The organism is Streptomyces sp. NPDC041940 (genome assembly GCF_055589465.1).
In genome coordinates, this window is record NZ_JBVJBP010000005.1 from 296,113 (window position 1) to 314,512 (window position 18,400).

The following is an 18,400-nucleotide window of genomic DNA, read 5'->3' on the forward strand; positions in this document are numbered from 1 at the left end:
TCCGACCCGCATGATCCGTACGTAACTCAATCCGTACGTAACTCATCAGACAAAACCGGACGTATACCGCTCACCTGCACCCTCCCCGAACAGGAGAGCCCAGGAAACCAGTAACATGCGGCGCCATGAGTTCCCCCACTGGACCCGAGTCCGGCCTGCCAGTACGAATGCCGCGACCCCGCCAGCCGGGACGGCACCGCCGCCCCGAGCCGCTGGTGGCTCCCGAGGGCGCGCCCGCGCTCGTCCTCGCCGTGCCGGGCACGCCCAGTAGCGCCACGCGCAGCCTCGCCGAAGAGGTCGTGAGCATCGCCCGCTCCGAGCTGCCCGGCCTCGACGCCCGCATCGGGTACCTCGAAGGGGACAACGCGGAGTTCTTCACGCTCCAGGCCGTGCTCGCGCACGCCGCCGAGGAGCGCACCGCCCGCTTCGAGCAGGCGCGTGCCGCCGGCATGGACGTCAGGGAGCCCGACGGGCCCGTCGCCGTCGTCGTGCCGCTGCTCGCCGGCCCGGACAGCGCGCTGCTGCGCCGGGTCCGCCAGGCCGTCATGGAGAGCCACATCGCCGCGGAGCTGACCGATGTCCTCGGCCCGCACCCGCTGCTCGCCGAGGCGCTGCACGTGCGGCTCTCCGAGGCCGGTCTGGCCCGCGCGGACCGTGCCCGGCTGTTCACCGTGGCGACCGCCGCCGACGGCATCGTCCTGGCCTCCGTGGGCGGTGACGAGGCCGTGCAGGCGGCCGGGATCACCGGCATGCTGCTGGCCGCGCGCCTGGCGGTGCCGGTGATGGCGGCGGCCCTGGACCAGGAGGGCTCCATCGCGTCCGTCGCCGAGCAGCTCCGCTCCTCGGGCTCGCAGCAGCTGGCCCTCGCGCCGTATCTGATCGGCCCGGAGATCGAGCCGGGACTGGTCGAGGAGGCGGCCAAGGAGGCGGGGTGCTCCGCGGCGGAGTCGCTGGGGCCGTACCCGGCGATCGGGAAGCTGGCGCTGGCGAAGTACACGACGGCGTTGGGCATCACGCCGCAGCAGGTTCAGCAGACGCCGGTTCGCTGACGCGACCGGCGGTATGTCGGCCGGGTGCGGGTGCGCTGTGGCTTGTCGCGCAGTTCCCCGCGCCCCTTGTGGGGGGCAAGCCCCCCACCCCCCCCATCAGCCGATGATCACGCACGAGGCCGCAGTCACCCTGATCGAGCCCCCTCGTCGCGGGATGCCCGTGCGCGGGTCGGTCGCGAACCAGGTCACGTCGCCGGAACGCTCGTTGGCCACGTACAGGAAGCCGTCGGACGCGGTCAGGGCGCGTGGCCAGTGGCCGCCGCAGGGGACCGTGGTGACCAGGTGCAGTTCCTCCCCCACGACGGCGAACACGGACAGGACGTCCTCGCCGCGGGTGGCGGTCCATACGAAGCGGCCGTCGGGTGAGGTGACGATCCCCGAGGGGTAGGCGTCGCGCGCCGGTGCGCCCGGCAGCACCGGGGTCTCGGTCAGCGGTGTCAGCACGCCTTCCGCCGCGTGCCAGCGGCAGACGGTGACGGAGGGGCTCAGCTCGTTGACGACGTACGCGTACGAGCCGTCCGGGTGGAAGGCCAGGTGGCGCGGCCCCGAGCCGGGCCGCAGGGCGGTCTCCCGGTGCAGGGCCGGGGCGCCGTCGATCAGCGTGCACACCCGCACCGAGTCGGTTCCCAGGTCGACGCTGACGGCCCAGCGCCCGCTCGGGTCGGGCTGCACCTGGTGGGCGTGCGGCCCCTGCTGGCGCGGGGTGTGCGGGCCCCCGCCGGTGTGCCGGAGCGCGCCGGAGGCGGACCGCGCGAGAGTGCCGTCGGGGCGGACGGGGACGGCGGTGACACTGCCCGAGCCGTAGTCGGCGGTCAGGACGTGTCCGGCGTACAGGCTGAGGTGGGTCGGCCCGCCGGCGTCGAGCGGCACGGGCGGTCCGGCGGGCTCGGGCTTGTCCCCGGTCACGCGGTACGCGGCCACCGCGCCCGCTGCCGTCTCACTGACCGCGTAGAGGGTCTCCCCGTCGGACGAGAGGGCGAGCCAGGCCGGGTCGGGGACGGCGTTCACGCTGCTCAGGAAGGTCAGCGCGCCGCTGCCGGCATCGATCTCCGCCGTGACGATCCCGGGGCCGCCTGCCGCCGTGAACGACCCGATGAACGCCCGCCGCCCGCTGCCGTCCGCCATCGCTGTGCCCCTTCGTCCCTGAGCTGTCCGGAATGACCGCGCGGTCGATCATGCGCGGTCTAGACCAAAGGGTCAAGGGGGCGTGACGGCTCGCCGCTCGGGCGTCGACCAGGAGGTCAGGCGCCGACCAGCGGGGAGCCCGACGGCGTCCGCAGCGGCCGGGCCAGCTCCGCGAGGGCCCGTTCCAGACCGTGCAGGTGCGCCAGGACCGGTTCCGTCGCGGACGGCCCGTCCGTCTGGACCAGGACCTCGCCGCCCTCGGTGAGCGCCTCGACCGCGGCCTCCACGCGCCGGGCGGCGGTGGCCAGACGGGCGTCGTGGGAGGCCTCCGGGTCGGCGGCGACGGCGACCAGGCCGCGGACCTCCCGGGCGCAGTCGTCGAGGAGGGCGAGCACGTGCCGGGCCCGCCGCTTGCGGCCCAGCATCGGGTTCAGCGGGTGCACCAGCGGCGCGACCGAGAGCCGCACCCGGGCGAGCAGCTGCTCCAGCTCGGCCACCCGCGGGGCCGGGTCGGCGTCCGCGGCGCCCGCCAGCCGCCGGGCCGTCTCGACCGTGCAGGCGTGGACGCAGCGCAGGGCCCGCCGGATCCAGGCGTCGGTGACGCTGTGCGTGGTGACGGGCAGGACGAGGATCACGGCGAGTGCGGCGCCGAGCGCCCCTACGCCGGTCTCGGCGAGCCGCAGGGCGAGCAGGCCGGGGCCCAACACGCCGAGCAGGCCGTAGAGCAGCCCCGCGAGCAGGGTCACGCAGAGCATCATCCAGGTGTACGACACGGCGGCCGTGTAGAAGATGCCGAAGACGCAGACGGCGGCGAGCAGGGCCGTGGCCTCCGGGCTCCCGTGCACCGGCATGGCGACGAGCAGCCCGAGGGCGATGCCGATGACCGTGCCGAGCAGCCGCCGGAAGCCCCGGACCAGGGTCTCGCCGCGCGAGGTGGTGTTGACGAAGATCCACCAGGTGGCGCCGACGGCCCAGTACCAGCGCTGGCCGGACACCAGCTGGCCCACGACGAGGGCGAAGCCCGCTCCGGCGGTGGCCTGGACCGCCTGGCGGGTGGTCACCCGGGCCAGTCCGGTGCCGCCCGGCGGGGCGGGCACGGCGGGCGGGGGCAGGCGGCGCTCGTAGCACCACAGCCCGAAGCGCACCACGGCGGCGGCGAGGACGGACAGCAGGACCGCGGCGTACAGCTCGGGCAGCTGGTCGCCGGTGGCGTGCAGGAACTGCGCCACGAAGAAGGTCATGAAGGCGAAGACACCGAGGCTGTGCCCGCGCGGGCCCCAGCGGCGGGCGTACACGCCCGCGCCGACCACGGCGAGGAAGGTGAGGTCACGGGCCACCGGGTGGTCGTGCAGTCCGGCCGCGGCGGTGAGCACGGGCAGTCCGACGACGGGCAGCAGCGCGGTGGTGACGGCTTGGCCGCGGACCGTGGCGTCGGTGACGGTGAACAGGGCGAGCAGTGCGGCCAGACCGCCGGTGACGGCCCCCGTGAGGGAGTGTCCGGCGAGGCCACAGAGGGCGACCGCGCCCGCGATGCCCAGCACGGCACGCGTGGCGAACCGCAACCGCGTCCGCCCCGGATCCGGAGCCATGAACACCCTCTTCAGCACCACTTACCGCCCCCTTCGCACGCCAGGCATGAGCAAGCATGAAAAAGGCGCCGCGGGGTCCGCAGCGCCATCGACGCGTCCATATGACCACCCCGGACGCCACTGGCTCAACCGGCTCCTTCTAGACTGGGCCATTGGCACAGCCGCAGCGGCCGGAGGACGGCCGCCGCAGAGCCAACGGACGAGGAGGGCGCGGCATGCCCGTGGACGAGCTCGACACCCGCATCCTGCGGCTGCTGCTGGAGCAGCCGCGCACGAGCGTGCGCGAGTACGCCCGTATCCTCGGCGTGGCGCGGGGCACGCTCCAGGCCCGGCTCGACCGTCTGGAGCGCGACGGCGTGATCACCGGCACGGCGCCGGACCTCTCCCCTGCCGCGCTCGGCCATCCGGTGCTCGCGTTCGTGCACATCGAGGTCACCCAGGGCCATCTCGACGAGGTGGGCGACGCGCTGGCGGCGGTGCCGGAGATCGTCGAGGCGTTCTCCATCACGGGCGGCGGGGATCTGCTGACCCGGGTCGTGGCGCGGGACAACGCGCATCTGGAGGACGTCGTGCAGAAGCTGATCAGCCTGCCCGGGGTCGTCCGCACCCGCACGGAGATCGCCCTGCGGGAGCGCGTCTCCCACCGGCTGCTGCCGCTGGTGGAGTCGATCGGTCGCACGGCCCGGTCCTGACCCCCTCAGAGCCACTGGATCATGGCCTTTGACATGCTGACACCATGAGCAATCTCGCCGGCATATCGGTCATCTTCGATCTCGACGGAACGCTCGTGGACAGCGAGCCCAACTACTACGAGGCGGGCCGGCAGACCCTCGCCGAGCACGGTGTCCCCGACTTCAGCTGGGCGGACCACGAGCGGTACGTGGGCATCAGCACGCAGGAGACGGTCGCGGACTGGCGGGAGCGGTACGGTCTGCGGGCCTCCGTGGAGGAGCTGTTCACCGTCAAGAACCGCCGCTATCTCGAGCTCGCCCGCGGTTCCACGCGCGCCTACCCCGAGATGCGCAGGTTCGTCGAGCTGCTGGCGGCCGAGGACGTGCCCATGGCGGTGGCCTCGGGGTCCTCGCCCGAGGCCATCGAGGCGGTCCTGAGCGGCACGGGCCTGGACGCCAGCCTGCGGACCGTCGTCTCGGCGGACGAGGTCGCGCACGGCAAGCCCGCTCCCGACGTCTTCCTGGAGGCGGCCCGCCGGCTCGGGACGGACCCGGCCGGCTGCGTGGTGCTGGAGGACGCCGCTCCCGGCGCCGCCGCCGCGCACGCGGCGGGGATGCGGTGCATCGCGATCCCGTACGTCCCGGCGCAGGCGGACGCCCCGGAGTTCGCCACCGCCGGACTGCTCCTGCGGGGCGGCCAGGAGGAGTTCACGGCACAGACGGCGTTCGACTGGCTGACTGGCTCGGCAGGCCCTTCCTGAACTCACCTCTCCCGACCCGTTGACGCTCCCCCGTCCCCTCCTTAGGGTCTGGTCGATCACTCGCACGTCGTTCGATATATCGAATGCATTGAACGCGTCGAGTCCGTGGACCCGTTGGCCCCGTGGAGGAGCACACATGGCACGGCCCCTCTCCAGACGATCCCTTCTCCAGGCGGCGACCCTCGCCGCCGCCGTACCCGCGCTCTCCGAGGCGGCGACAGGCGGGGCCGTCGCGGCCCCCGCGACCACCGCCCCCGCGACCAGCGCCGACATCCCGGCCGCCTGGACCGTGCGGCCCTTCGGGTTGGAGGACGTCAGCCTCGGCCGGGGTGTCTTCGCCGACAAGCGGAAGCTGATGCTGGACCACGCCCGCGGCTACGACGTGAACCGGCTGCTCCAGGTGTTCCGCGCCAACGCCGGTCTCGCCACGGGCGGCGCTGTCGCCCCCGGCGGCTGGGAGGGCCTGGACGGCGAGGCCAACGGCAATCTGCGCGGGCACTACACCGGCCACTTCCTGACCATGCTGGCGCAGGCGTACCGGAGCACGAAGGAGCAGGTGTTCGCCGACCGGATCGGCACCATGGTCGGGGCGCTGACCGAGGTGCGGGCGGCGCTGCGTCGCGAGCCGGCGGTGCTGAGCGTCGCCGGGAGGTTCGGGACCGCCACGGACCAGGTACGGGGCTCCTACCAGTACGTGGATCTGCCCGCCGCCGTGCTCGGCGGGACCTCGGCCGTCACCCTCTCCGTCTGGGTACGGCCCACGCACGACGCCGACTGGACCCGTGTCTTCGACTTCGGTAACGACACCACGCGTTACCTGTACCTGGCCGCCCGCAACCAGACCGGCGTGCCGCGCTTCGCCGTCACCACGTCAGGAGCGGGCGGCGAGCAGGCCCTCGACGGCACGGCCCCGCTGCCGCTGAACCGGTGGAGCCATCTGGCGGTGACGATCGCAGGCGGCACCGGCACCCTCTACGTCAACGGCACCGCCGTCGCCCGGAACACCGCGATGAGCCTCACCCCGGCGGCGCTCGGCACGCTGAGGAACAACTGGCTCGGCCGCTCGAACTACTCCGCCGACCCCGTCTTCGCGGGCGCCTTCGAGGAGTTCAACGTCTTCTCGCGGGCGCTGACGGCCGCCGAGATCACCGAGTTGCAGGGCCGCCGGGCCGCCGACGCCTCGACGGGCCGGGGCGACCTGGCGTCGTACGCCTTCGACGAGACGGCCGGCGGGACCTTCGCGGACGCCTCCGGACGCGGACTGGCCGCCACCCTGCGCCGCACCTGGGGCGCACCGAGCCACCCCGGGTTCCTCGCGGCGTACCCGGAGACGCAGTTCATCGACCTGGAGTCGAGGACCTCTCCCGACTACACGAAGGTGTGGGCGCCGTACTACACCGCGCACAAGATCCTCAGAGGTCTGCTCGACGCGTACACCGCCACGGACGACGACCGGGCCCTGGACCTCGCGTCCGGCATGTGCGACTGGATGTACTCCCGGCTGTCCAAGCTGCCGGAGGCCACGCTCCAGCGGATGTGGGGGATCTTCTCCAGCGGCGAGTTCGGCGGCATCGTCGAGGCGGTCTGCGATCTGCACACGATCACCGGCAAGGCCGAACACCTCGCGCTGGCCCAGCTGTTCGACCTGGACCGGCTGATCGACGCGTGCGCCGCGAACACCGACATCCTCGACGGGCTGCACGCCAACCAGCACATCCCGATCTTCACCGGGTACGTGCGGCTGTACGACGAGACCGGCGAGGAGCGCTACCTCACCTCGGCGAAGAACTTCTGGGACATGGTCGTCCCGCACCGGATGTACGGCATCGGCGGCACCAGCACCGCGGAGTTCTGGAAGGCCCGGGACGTGATCGCGGGCACCCTGGGCGCGACCACCGCCGAGACCTGCTGCGCGTACAACATGCTCAAACTGAGCCGGACCCTGTTCTTCCACGCGCAGGACCCGAAATACATGGACTACTACGAACGGGCCCTGTACAACCAGGTGCTCGGTTCCAAGCAGGACAAGCCGGACGCGGAGAAGCCGCTCGTCACGTACTTCATCGGGCTGACGCCCGGTCATGTCCGGGACTACACCCCCAAGCAGGGCACGACCTGCTGCGAGGGCACCGGCATGGAGAGCGCCACGAAGTACCAGGACTCGGTGTACTTCGCGCAGTCCGACGGCAGCGCCCTGTACGTCAACCTGTACAGCCCGTCCACGCTGACCTGGGCCGAGAAGGGCGTGACGGTCACGCAGACCACCGGATACCCCAGGGAGCAGGGCAGCACCCTCACCTTCGGCGGCGCCCGCGCCGCCTTCACGCTGCGGCTGCGCGTGCCGTCCTGGGCGAGGGCCGGGTTCCGGGTGACCGTCAACGGGCGTGCGGTGCCGGGCACTCCGGCGCCGGGGAGCTACTTCGCCGTGTCCCGGACCTGGCGGGCCGGAGACACCGTCCGGGTCACCCTGCCGTTCCGGACGCGGGTGGAGAAGGCCCTCGACGACCCGTCCCTGCAGACTCTGTTCCACGGCCCGGTCAACCTGGTCGCCCGCGCCTCCGCGACGGAGTTCCTGAAGGTCGGGCTGTACCGCGACGCCGGGCTGTCCGGCGACCTGACCGCCTCTCTCACACCGGTGCCGGGCAAGCCGCTCCACTTCACGCTGGACGGGACCGAGTGGGCGCCGTTCGCCGAGGGGACGGAGGACCCGACCCACGCCTACTTCCGGCGCGTGGAGCCGAAGGTCGTCTTCGGCGGCCGGGACTCGGGCGTCGCGAACCCCGCCAAGGCCGACGGCACCACCCTGCTGGACGAGGTCTGGGCCGGGGCACCCTTCCGGAACAAGGGGGCGCTGGTGACGCGGGTACGGTCCACGGTGGACGCGTGGGTGACGGCCGGACTGCTGAGCAGGGCCGACGGGGACAAGGTCGTGAGCACGGCGGGAGCGGCCTCGTACGAAGCCTGAGGAGACGGAGCGACGTTCGGGTGGGCCCGGTGCTGTGCGGTTCCGGCACCGGGCCCCGTCACATCCGGAACTTTTTTGCGGCAGGGGTGATTGTTTCGCGTCCTGCGTCCGTACTTCTCGGTGTTGGGCCGTTCATACCCCAGGAGGCACGATGCGCATCTCGCGCAGCACGGCAGGAACCGCGTTCGTGGGCGGTGCGATGATCCTGACGCTCACCGCGCTCGCCTACCCCAGCATGCTGGGTGTGGAGAACGCGGCTTCCGGCCAGGACCGCATCATCGCCAACACCCAGTGGGGCCCGCTGACCGAGGCGGACCGCGACTTCGTGGTGAAGGTGCGTGCTGCCGGGCTGTGGGAGCACCCGCTGGGTCAGCTGATCATGGAGCGGAGCACGTCGCCGGAGATGAAGGAGGTCGCGGAGCACCTTCTCGTGGGGCACGGCAGGCTCGACGCGGGCTGCCGCAAGATCTCCACGGACCTGGGCATCACCCTGCCGAACGAGGCCTCGCCGCAGCAGCAGAACTTCGTGGCGACGGCGGAAGGAAGCACCGGCAGGGAGTTCGAGTCCACGGCCGTGACCCTCATGCGCATCGCGCACGGGGGCATCTTCCCGACGATCGCCAAGATCCGGGCGACCACCCGGAACAGCATGGTGCGGGAGCTCGCCGACACGACCAACGACACCGTGCTCGACCACATCACAGTCCTGGAGAAGACCGGGCTGATCAACCAGGAGCAGGTCAGCTTCCAGATCACCTCCCCGCCCAAGCTGCCCCAGGAGCAGACGACACCGCCGCCGCCGCAGCAGGGCGCGCCGGTCCGGGTGCTGCCGGTCCCCGAGAACCTGAAGGATCTGCAGACGGTCGCTCCCAACCCGTCCTACGGGGCGCAGCCGTCTCCGTCTCCGTCGGCCGGCTGAGCCGACGCCGGTCCGGGGTCCGCGCTCCCGCGGCGGGCCCCTGGACTAGGAACGGCGGCGGGGCTTGCCGCGCCCGTCGCTCTTGGGCGCGCCGCGCCCGCCCTTGCCGGTGCGCTTCCCGCCCGCGGACCGCCCTGCCGTCGACTTCCCGGACACCGGCTTCCCGGACACCGGTTTACGCCGGGCTCCGCCCCGGTCGGACGCCGCGGACTCGTCCGGCTGCTTGCGGCCCCGGGTGCTGTTGACCGTGCGGCCGCGGACGATGCCGATGAAGTCCTCGACCCGGTCCGTCGTCGCGTCCTGGGGCCAGGCCAGTGCCACGCTCGACTCGGGGGCGTCCTTGAGGGGGCGGTGCGTGAGGTCCTTGCGGTGGTGGAGGCGGGCGAGCGACAGGGGCACGACGAGGACGCCGATCCCGGCCGCGACCAGTTCGACGGCGTCGGCCGTGGTGGCGGGGCGTTCGACGGCGGGCTGTCCGGGGAGGCCGTCCCAGTCGAGGACGTCGTCGAGAGGGTGCAGCACGATGTCGTCGGCCAGGTCCTCCGGGGACACCTCGTCGACCGCCGTGACCAGGTGGTCCTTGGGCACCACGACGACCGTCTGCTCGGTGTACAGGGGGATCGCGCTGAAGACCGTCCGGTCCACGGGCAGCCGGACGAGGCCCGCGTCGGCGTCCCCGCCCAGCAGCCGCTCGGCCACCGCCCCGGCGGCCACCTGCGTCAGGTCCAGCGGGACATCGGGGTGCCGCTCGTTCCAGATACGCACCCACTTGCCGGGCATCACCCCGGGAACGTATGCGAGCCGGAACGAGGGAGAAACATCCGAGCCTGTCACCGGGCCAGGTTACCGGGCGTGGTCAGGGGTCGTGCACACGCTCGATACGCTTGATGCCATGACGTCGCACCAGAGCACCCAGACGATGAAGCCCGCCACCGCGGCGAAGAAGCTGGGTGTGTACCTCGAGGCCACACCCGCCGAGTTCCAGGAGGGTGTCGTCTCGCGCGCCGAGCTGAACGAGCTCCAGGCGAACCCGCCGCAGTGGCTGCAGGACCTGCGGCACAACGGCCCGCACCCCCGCCCGGTGGTCGCGGCGAAGCTCGGGGTCTCCATCGCGGGGCTCGCCCGCGCCGGTGTCACCGAGCCCCTCACCACCGAGCAGATCGAGACACTGAAGCAGGAAGGCCCCGAGTGGCTGGAGCGGGAGCGCGCCACCCAGGCGGATGTCCGCAAGGAAGCCGCCCGCATCAAGAAGAAGAACGCCGAGCGCCAGGCCTGACACCCGGCGCCCTCCCTTTCGGAACGGCCCCCACCGGATCATCCGGTGGGGGCCGTCGCTGTTGCTCCTGGATGTCGTCAAAGTTTTCGGCCATGTCTTGACATGGCGAGGAGACGATCCGTAGCTTGGCCGATCATTTAGATTCGTGAAGCGCGTTCACGAATATGAACGGAGCAACCACCATGCGGGATCGCCTGCGAAGTCACCGCCTGGCCGCCGCGCTCGCCGTCTCAGGACTCCTGTTCGGAACGGCCGCCTGCGGCTCCGGCTCCGGCAGCGCCCGGGCCGGTGATCCGAACACGCTGGAGGTGTGGACCCGGAGCGATCCGGAGTCCGCCCAGACCTACCAGAGGGTCTTCGCCGCCTTCACCAAGAAGACCGGCATCAAGATCGACTACCAGCCGGTCATGAACTTCGACCAGCAGTTGCAGAGCCGCGCGTCCACCAAGGACCTTCCGGACGTCATGATCAACGACACGGCCCTGATGGGCAGCTACCAGGCCCAGGGCCTGCTCAAGCCCATCACCCCGGACTCGATCGCCGGACATGACGAGATCACCGCCAAGTCCTGGTCGTCCACGGTGGGCCGCGACGGCAGGCACTACGGCATCCCGTACTCCCGTCAGGCCATGACCCTGTTCGTCCGCAAGGACTGGCGCGAGAAGCTGGGCCTGCCGCAGCCGAAGACCTGGCAGGACACCCTCGCCCTCGCCAAGGCCTTCGCGACCCGCGACCCGGACGGGGACGGCAAGAAGAACACGTACGGCATGGTGGTCCCGGGCAGCGCGCAGAACGGCTATGTCGCCTGGTGGGGTTCGAGCTGGCTGTGGCAGGGCGGCGTGCAGATCCTCCAGAAGGAGGGGTCGGGCTACCGGCCCGCCATGGACTCGGCGGCGGCCCTGCGCACCGTCACCTGGATGAAGAAGAACCTCTTCTGCGGCGACAGCGGTGTCATCCAGCCCAGCGCCCTGACCTCCGTCACCGCGAACACCACCAACTTCCAGGACGGCAACGCCGGGATGTACCTCACCGGTCCGTACAACATCTCCACGTTCGACCAGGCGCTCGGCAAGGGCAAGTACGAGGTCCTGCCCGCGCCCACCGGCCCGGCCGGGAACAACGACGTGCTGGCCGACGGAGAGAACATCTACTTCGGCGCGAAGACCGGGAAGGCGAAACAGGAGCAGGCACTCGCCGCGTTCCTCGTCTCCCCCGAGGGCCAGGAACTCGCCATGACCGGCGACCACCAGCCCGTCGTGCGCATCCCCGTCAACTCCACGCTCGACGCGGCGAAGGTGCGCGAGGACCCCCGCTGGAGCGTGGTGCAGAAGGCCTACGAGACGGCCTCCGTGCAGTTCCCCAACGCGCCCGACTTCGCTCCGGTCAAGCAGGACACCGCCGACGCGCTCAACGCGATCTTCACGTACTGCGGCAGCGACGTCCGCTCCGGCCTGAAGGAACTCAACGACACCCTCGCCGGTGACCTCAAGGACCAGGACCTGTTGAAATGACCGCGACCGTGACGACTCCCGGGCCGCGCAGAGCCCGGATCCTCGGCAAGAAGGCCGTACTGCCCTGGCTGTTCCTCGCCCCGGGCCTGCTGCTCGCCCTCGTCTTCAAGTTCCTGCCCATGGGCAAGGGCGTCTGGCTGAGCTTCTTCGACGTACGGCCCTTCCTCGGTGACAAGTGGGTCGGCCTCGACAACTACACCCGCGTCCTGACCGACCACCGCTTCCAGGACGCCATCGGCCACACCCTGCTCCTGGGCATCGGGATGTCCCTCGGCGGCATCGTCGCCGGCTTCGCGCTGGCGCTGCTGCTGGAGGGGCAGGCCCGGTCGCTGAAGCTCATCCGCACGGCCGTGTTCCTGCCCGTCGTCACCGCCACCGCCGTGGTCGGCGAGCTGTGGCGGCTGATGTACTACCCGACCTCAGACGGCCTCATCAACAGCGGTCTCGGGCTCCTCGGTCTGGGGCCCGTGCCCTACCTGGACAACCCGAACACGGCGCTGTGGGCCACGATGGCCATGGGCGTCTGGATGCTCGCCCCGTACAACATGGTGATCATCCTCGCCGGGCTGGCGGGCGTGGACCGCTCGTTGTACGAGGCCGCCGCGATGGACGGCGTCTCGCTGTGGCAGCGGCTGCGGCACATCACGCTGCCCGCGATCCGCCCCGCCCTCGGTATCGTCCTCACCCTCGCCGCCATCCGCGGGCTGCGCGTGTTCACCGAGGTGTACGTCCTCACCGGCGGCGGCCCGGCCGGGTCCACCGATGTGTGGATGACCCGCGCCTACACCCTCGGCTTCACCCGTAACGACATCGGCGGCGCCTCGGCCGCCTCCGTGATCCTGCTCTGCGTGACGCTGCTGCTCACCGTCACGGTCAACTACCTCCGCAAGAGGGGAGACGTGAGATGAGCGCCCCCGCCATCGACCCCGTCCGGACCCCGGTGACCGCCTCCCCCGCACGCGAGTCCGCCGGGAAGCAGCGCACCACCCCCGCCCGCTTCGACACCGCCCTCGGCTGGAGCGACCGGCCGGGCCCCGCCTGGGCGCTGCGCGTCCTGCTCTGCGTGCTCGCCCTGGGCGTCTTCGCGGCGCCGTTCCTCACGATCTTCTCGGGTTCCTTCAGCGAGAAGGCCAGCGGCTCCACCCTGTCGTTCCTCCCCCACCACCCGACCCTGTTGAACTTCCGGGTGGCGGGCGAGCGCGGCATCTGGGACTACTTCGGCAACTCGCTCGTCATAGCGGGCGGCGGGCTGCTGCTGCAGCTCGTCGTCTGCACGCTCGCCGCATACGCGCTGGCCCGGCACCGCTTCCGTGGACAGGCCCTGATCCTGACCCTGTTCATGCTGACGATGATGCTCCCCGAGGAGGTCATCGCCATCCCGCTGTCGCTGGTGCTCGGGCATGTTCCCGTGGTCGGCATCGACCTCAAGGGCACCGTCTGGGGCGTGATCCTGCCGCTCGGCGCATGGGGATTCTCGGTGATGCTGCTGACCGAGTTCATGAAGGACATCCCCACCGAGATCGAGGAGGCCGCCCGAATCGACGGCGTGGGCGAGCTGCGGATGCTGTGGCAGGTCGTCCTGCCGCTGTGCAAGCCCGCGCTCGGTGTGGCCGGGGTGCTCGGCTTCATCATGATCTGGGACCAGTACCTGCTGCCCCTGATCGCGGCCAAGGACCCCACCGACTACACGGTCACCGTCGCCCTGTCCATTCTGCGCACCGACCCCGAGGTCGGCTCCGGGGTGGTGCTGGCCGGTGCGGTCATCGCCCTCGTCCCCAGCCTCGTCGTCTATCTGCTCCTCCAGCGCTCGCTGGTCACCGGCATCGCCGCCGGGGCCACGAAGGGCTGACCACCCACCCCCCACGTATGAGGGAGACATGAAGTTCCACGGAGTGCTGTTCTTCCCGGTCACGCCGTTCACGGCGGACGGCTCACTGGACGAGGAACGGCTTGCCCAGCACATCGAGTCCGGTGTCGCCGCGGGCGCGGGAGGTGTGTTCGTCGCCTGCGGCACCGGTGAGTTCCACGCGCTGTCGCCCGAGGAGATCGAGCGGGCAACCCGGGTAGCCGTCGAGACCACGGCCGGACGTGTGCCGGTCCTCGCGGCGGCCGGCGGCCCCACCCCGGTCGCCCGGGACCAGGCCGCCCGCGTCGAACGGGCCGGTGCCGACGGCATCCTGCTGCTGCCGCCCTACCTCGTCAGCGCACCGCAGCAGGGTCTCGTGCGGTACGTCCGGGAGGTCACCGCCGCCTCGGACCTGCCCGTCGTCTTCTACCAGCGGGGCACCGCCCGGCTGAGCGCCGAGACCGCCGCCGAGATCGCTGCCCTGCCCGGGGTCGTCGGACTCAAGGACGGAATCGGGGACATCGAGCGGATGCACCGCATCGTCCGCGCGGTGCGTGCCGTGCCGGGCACGGAGGACTTCCAGTTCTTCAACGGCCTGCCCACCGCCGAGATGACCGCGCCCGCCTACAAGGGCGTCGGCGTCGAGCTGTACTCCTCGGCGGTGTTCGCGTTCGCCCCGGAGATCGCCCTGGCCTTCCACCGGGCTCTCGCAGAGGACGACGACGCCCTGGTCAACCGGCTCCTCGACGAGTTCTACGGCCCGCTGGTCGCCCTGCGCGACGAGGTCCCCGGCTACGCGGTGTCGCTCGTCAAGGCCGGAGTGACCTTGCGCGGCCTGGACGTCGGCGGCGTACGGGCGCCGCTGCTCGATCCGGAACCGGAGCATCTCGCCCGGCTCTCCGAACTCCTCGACCACGGACTGAAGGTGGCCGCCGCATGACCTCCACGCGCATCCGCGAGCTGATCATCACCCCGATCGCGTTCGGCGACCCGCCGCTGCTCAACTCCAACGGGGTGCACGAGCCGCTCGCCCTGCGGATCATCCTCCAGCTGGTGCTGGAGGACGGCACGGTGGGCCTCGGCGAGTCCCCGGGCGGCACGGCCCGCCTGGAGCGGCTGCACATCGCCGCGCGGACGGTCGTCGGCATGGACGTCTTCGACACCACGGCCGTGGCCGCCGCGATCGACGCGGCCCTGCTGCCGACCGTGCCCAGCTCGCACGAGCGCGGCTGGACCACCTCGGCGATCGAGGTGGCCTGCCTCGACGCGCAGGGCAAGCTGCTCGACCGCCCGGTCAGCGACCTGCTCGGCGGCAGGGTCCGCGACGCGGTGCCGTTCGCCGCGTACCTGTTCTACAAGTGGGCCGAGCACCCCGCCCTCGACGGCCGCCCGGCCATCACCGACGACTGGGGCGAGGCCCTGGACCCGGCCGGGATCGTGGAGCAGGCCCGGCTGATGCAGGAGCGCTACGGCTTCAAGTCGTTCAAGCTCAAGGGCGGCGTCTTCCCGCCCGACGAGGAGATCGCCGCGATGCGGGCGCTCGCGGAGGCCTTCCCCGGGCAGCCGCTGCGTCTCGACCCCAACACGGCGTGGACGGTGGAGACGTCGAAGTACGTCGCCCGTGAACTCGACGGTGTCCTGGAGTACCTGGAGGACCCGGCCAAGGGCATCGAGGGCATGGCGGAGGTGGCGAAGGACTCCCCCATGCCGCTCGCGACCAACATGTGCGTGATCGCCTGGGAGCATCTGAGGCCGGCCGTCGAGCAGAACGCGATCCAGGTCCTGCTCACCGACCATCACTACTGGGGCGGACTGCGCCGCACCCGTGAACTGGCCGCCGTCTGCGAGGCGTTCGGGCTCGCCCTGTCGATGCACTCCAATTCGCACCTGGGCATCAGCCTCGCCGCGATGACCCATGTCGGCGCGGCCATTCCCAACCTCGACCACTCCTGCGACACGCACTACCCGTGGAACTCGGCGGACGACGTGATCGTGCCGGGCGTGCTGGAACTGCGCGACGGGGAGGTCAAGGTGCCCACCGGTCCGGGGCTCGGTGTGGAACTCGACCACGACCAGCTCGACCGGCTGCACCGGCGGTACGTCGAGTCCGGGATGCGCAGCCGGGACGACACCGGCTATATGCGGCGCTTCCAGCCGGAGTACGAGCGGCTGCTCCCCCGCTGGTGACACCCGTGCGCCCCTCCCCGAGGAGGGGCGCACGCTCTCACTTCCCGGACCGGGGCACCTTCAGCCGGTCCCAGGTGTGCTTGCCGGGGATGCCGTCGGCGTCCCGTCCGGAGAAGCCCTGCTTCTGCTGCCAGAGCGCGTAGGACCGGCGGTCGGCCTCGGACCAGTCGGGGCTCGGCCCCTCCTCGTAGCGGCTGCAGCCCTCGGCGACCAGGCGGCGGCCCATCGCCGTGATGATCGGGGAGCGCTGTCCGACGTGGAAGAACGCGGCGCCCGGGAACGGCTCGTAGGACGGCTTGGGCGCGGGCTCGGGCTTCGGGTCCGGCTTGGTGCTGCCCCCGGCGCCCTTCAGCCGGTCGGAGATGCGCTTGCGCATGCCGTCCATGGTGAAGCCGCGCGGGTCCACCTTGCCCGGCTGCCACTCCTTGTGCCCGATGACGGACCGCTCGGACCAGCCGTGGTGGCGGCAGATCGCCGCCGACACCTTCTCGATGGCCTCCTTCTGCGCCTCGGGCCAGGGGTCCTTGCCGTTGCCGAGATTGACGCACTCGAAGCCGTAGAAGTGCCGGTTGCCGTCGGTGTCGGCCTCGTTGTCGCCCGGCAGCTTCGACTCGTTGACCACGGCGCGCAGGACGTCCCCGTCGCCGAGACCGGCGTGGTTGGCGCGGCCGTTGCCGACCAGGTGCACATGGCCCTTCTTGTCGATGACGCCGTGGCAGAGCGGACCGGGCAGGCTCGCGTGGCCGTCGTAGCAGATGTCGACGGAGGCGGCGGTGCCGGAGGTGACGGTGTGGTGGATCATCACGCCGTTCACCGGGCCCCAGGGGCCCTTGCTGTTGCGGTTGTGGGTGCGCCAGCTGCGGACCTCGTGGACGGTCACGCCCTCGGCCCGCAGGATCTCCACCAGCTTCGACGCGCTGAGCGGCTTGGCCATCAGTTGTCTCCTTCGACGGCGGCTTCCGCCTCCGCTGTGGTCTGGGACCTCCCCTGTGAGGGGTCCTCGGCGGCCAGCTCCTCGCGGCGGGCCTGTTCCTCCGCGGCGAGGGTCGCCTCGTCGGCGGCCGGCATGCTGGTCGCCAGCGGGCCGAACGCCAGGCGCAGATCGACCGCGCTGCCCTCGCCCTTGACGAGGGCCAGCGGGGCGAAGTGCCGGGCGATGCCGGCCGGTCCGCGCAGCAGCGGGCGGCGGGCCGGGTCGACCGGCCATTCGACGCCGCCGGTGGCGGTGCGGGCGGGCACGATCCAGTGGTCGCCGGTGCGGTAGGCGCCGCCCTTGGCGAAGTACACCTCGACGCCGTCCTCCAGGGGCAGCCACTCGCCCTCGGTGACGGGGATCGCGCCGCCGCGCAGATCGGTGCTGCGGCCCTTGCGCCTGGGGCCGCCGCGGTGGTCCCAGCGGCGCAGGTACGGGTTCAGGTGCGCCAGCCGTCCGACGCCCGGGTCCGGTTCTGCCGAGAGGCGGACACGGCGGCCGGGCAGGTCCAGTTCCTCGACGCGCAGCAGCGGCAGGGGCTCCAGGCGGGAGGCGTAGGCGGTGTCGGTGAACTCCACGTGGTCGCCGACGTCCAGGTCCAGCTTGTCGTCGTGGCCGAGGGACGCCAGCCGAACCCAGGTGCCGTCGAGTTCGTCGACGGGGAAGACGACGGAGCCGTTCTCCCGGGACCACTTGAAGGTGGCGTCCTTCGCCTCGCCGCCGGCGTGGACCTCCACCCGGTACAGCTGGTTCTCCGGGCCCCGGTAGCGGGCGTCCGGCTTGACCAGGCACGGCTCCTCGTCCGCGTGGCCGGGCCGCTCGCTGCGGGCGGCGAGCCGGGCCGAGACGGCCGACCGGCGCTGCGCCCAGCGGGTGAACGCGGCCCGGACGACCTCCTTGGACGGGTCGGTCTCCTCGATCTCCAGCTGGGTGAGGGACAGCGGCAGTACCTGCCAGACGACCTTGAGGCGGGCGGCGGTGTCGGGCATGGCGGCGCCGAGGGCGACCTCGCGCAGCGCGGGGTCCTCGGCGGCGTTGACCGAGCGCTCCCACACGTTCAGGTAGACGAGGAACGGGGTCTGGGCGGGCGAGGGCAGCCGGTCGCCGGGCTTCTCCGGGTCGCGGAAGGCGTCGGGCTGGTCCCAGTAGGTCCACTGCGCGGGCGGCTCCGGCGCGGACTCATCGCCGTCCTCGTCGGTGACGGGCACCCCGGCCGCCGGGCGGTCGGCGTCGCACAGGATGCCGTCGACGTAGTAGCGGCCGCCGTGGACGACGAGGGTGTCGATCTCGTGCTTGCCGCCCACGTACTCGATGCGGAAGCCGGCGGCGTCGCGCGGCCCGCCGTGCGGTCCGATCAGGTCGGCGGCGAGGCCCCGGGCCTGGTGGAGCTGGATCGCGGTCTGCTCGTTGAGGTCGGCGTCGAGCTGGACGCGGCCCTGCTGGGCGACGACCGCCGAGTAGTGCCGCTCCGGCCGGAACGTGGAGCGGGAGAGGTCTGCGTGCATGAAGGGTGCTCCCCTGTTTCAGA

The 18,400-nt window shown here is 71.7% G+C and carries 16 protein-coding genes; 11 read left to right on the forward strand and 5 right to left on the reverse strand.

Annotated features, from left to right (window positions below; translation table 11 throughout):
* Positions 1-125 precede the first annotated feature (125 nt).
* The gene (locus ACZ6I3_RS12350) at positions 126-1,049 is read left to right on the forward strand and encodes a sirohydrochlorin chelatase (protein WP_468189070.1); all 924 of its coding nucleotides are present in this window, start codon (positions 126-128) and stop codon (positions 1,047-1,049) included.
* Positions 1,050-1,145: 96 nt separating this feature from the next.
* On the opposite strand, the gene ACZ6I3_RS12355 is transcribed toward ACZ6I3_RS12350, so the two are convergent.
* Together ACZ6I3_RS12355 and ACZ6I3_RS12360 are read right to left on the reverse strand one after the other, a co-directional pair.
* Entirely contained in the window at positions 1,146-2,174 is a 1,029-nt protein-coding gene (locus ACZ6I3_RS12355) for a lactonase family protein (protein ID WP_469414012.1), read from the reverse strand.
* A 116-nt stretch (positions 2,175-2,290) separates the two neighbouring features.
* Positions 2,291-3,781: an FUSC family protein gene (locus ACZ6I3_RS12360; RefSeq protein ID WP_469414093.1), complete on the reverse strand. Its 1,491-nt coding sequence runs from the start codon at positions 3,779-3,781 to the stop codon at positions 2,291-2,293.
* Between the two features lie 197 nt (positions 3,782-3,978).
* Between ACZ6I3_RS12360 and ACZ6I3_RS12365 the strand changes: the two genes are divergently transcribed.
* The 4 genes from ACZ6I3_RS12365 to ACZ6I3_RS12380 all read left to right on the forward strand — a co-directional run bounded on the left by ACZ6I3_RS12365 (position 3,979) and on the right by ACZ6I3_RS12380 (position 9,079).
* Positions 3,979-4,455, forward strand: coding sequence for an Lrp/AsnC family transcriptional regulator (locus ACZ6I3_RS12365; protein ID WP_469414014.1), 477 nt, complete (start codon positions 3,979-3,981; stop codon positions 4,453-4,455).
* 44 nt (positions 4,456-4,499) lie between these two features.
* A complete protein-coding gene (locus ACZ6I3_RS12370; protein WP_469414015.1) occupies positions 4,500-5,195 on the forward strand; it encodes an HAD family hydrolase in 696 nt (231 codons plus the stop codon).
* Between the two features lie 136 nt (positions 5,196-5,331).
* Complete coding sequence (locus tag ACZ6I3_RS12375; RefSeq protein WP_469414018.1) at positions 5,332-8,160, forward strand: beta-L-arabinofuranosidase domain-containing protein; 2,829 nt, start codon at positions 5,332-5,334, stop codon at positions 8,158-8,160.
* 151 nt (positions 8,161-8,311) lie between these two features.
* On the forward strand, positions 8,312-9,079 hold the full coding sequence (locus tag ACZ6I3_RS12380; protein ID WP_469414019.1) for a DUF4142 domain-containing protein: 768 nt from the start codon (positions 8,312-8,314) through the stop codon (positions 9,077-9,079).
* 45 nt (positions 9,080-9,124) lie between these two features.
* Here the strand turns inward: ACZ6I3_RS12380 and ACZ6I3_RS12385 are convergent, their stop codons facing one another.
* On the reverse strand, positions 9,125-9,913 hold the full coding sequence (locus ACZ6I3_RS12385) for a LysR family transcriptional regulator substrate-binding protein (protein ID WP_469414021.1): 789 nt from the start codon (positions 9,911-9,913) through the stop codon (positions 9,125-9,127).
* 58 nt (positions 9,914-9,971) lie between these two features.
* Between ACZ6I3_RS12385 and ACZ6I3_RS12390 the strand changes: the two genes are divergently transcribed.
* The 6 genes from ACZ6I3_RS12390 to ACZ6I3_RS12415 all read left to right on the forward strand — a co-directional run bounded on the left by ACZ6I3_RS12390 (position 9,972) and on the right by ACZ6I3_RS12415 (position 15,899).
* Positions 9,972-10,355, forward strand: coding sequence for a DUF5997 family protein (locus ACZ6I3_RS12390; RefSeq protein ID WP_469414023.1), 384 nt, complete (start codon positions 9,972-9,974; stop codon positions 10,353-10,355).
* A 182-nt stretch (positions 10,356-10,537) separates the two neighbouring features.
* The gene (locus ACZ6I3_RS12395) at positions 10,538-11,866 is read left to right on the forward strand and encodes an ABC transporter substrate-binding protein (RefSeq protein WP_469414025.1); all 1,329 of its coding nucleotides are present in this window, start codon (positions 10,538-10,540) and stop codon (positions 11,864-11,866) included.
* Positions 11,863-12,774 carry a carbohydrate ABC transporter permease gene (locus tag ACZ6I3_RS12400; RefSeq protein WP_469414027.1) on the forward strand — a complete coding sequence of 304 codons (912 nt, stop codon included), beginning with the start codon at positions 11,863-11,865 and terminating at the stop codon, positions 12,772-12,774. The genes ACZ6I3_RS12395 and ACZ6I3_RS12400 overlap by 4 nt, the downstream gene beginning before the upstream one ends.
* Positions 12,771-13,715 carry a carbohydrate ABC transporter permease gene (locus tag ACZ6I3_RS12405; RefSeq protein ID WP_469414028.1) on the forward strand — a complete coding sequence of 315 codons (945 nt, stop codon included), beginning with the start codon at positions 12,771-12,773 and terminating at the stop codon, positions 13,713-13,715. The genes ACZ6I3_RS12400 and ACZ6I3_RS12405 overlap by 4 nt, the downstream gene beginning before the upstream one ends.
* A gap of 28 nt (positions 13,716-13,743) precedes the next feature.
* Complete coding sequence (locus ACZ6I3_RS12410; protein WP_469414029.1) at positions 13,744-14,652, forward strand: 5-dehydro-4-deoxyglucarate dehydratase; 909 nt, start codon at positions 13,744-13,746, stop codon at positions 14,650-14,652.
* Entirely contained in the window at positions 14,649-15,899 is a 1,251-nt protein-coding gene (locus tag ACZ6I3_RS12415) for a glucarate dehydratase family protein (protein ID WP_469414031.1), read from the forward strand. Before ACZ6I3_RS12410 ends, ACZ6I3_RS12415 begins: the two co-directional genes overlap by 4 nt.
* 37 nt (positions 15,900-15,936) lie before the next feature.
* Here the strand turns inward: ACZ6I3_RS12415 and ACZ6I3_RS12420 are convergent, their stop codons facing one another.
* Both ACZ6I3_RS12420 and ACZ6I3_RS12425 read right to left on the reverse strand, forming a co-directional pair.
* Positions 15,937-16,833, reverse strand: a complete 897-nt coding sequence (locus ACZ6I3_RS12420) for a peptidoglycan-binding protein (RefSeq protein WP_469414032.1) — start codon at positions 16,831-16,833, stop codon at positions 15,937-15,939.
* Positions 16,833-18,377 (reverse strand): DUF6519 domain-containing protein, encoded by a 1,545-nt coding sequence (locus ACZ6I3_RS12425; RefSeq protein ID WP_469414034.1) that lies wholly within the window; start codon positions 18,375-18,377, stop codon positions 16,833-16,835. Before ACZ6I3_RS12425 ends, ACZ6I3_RS12420 begins: the two co-directional genes overlap by 1 nt.
* Positions 18,378-18,400: the final 23 nt, after the last annotated feature.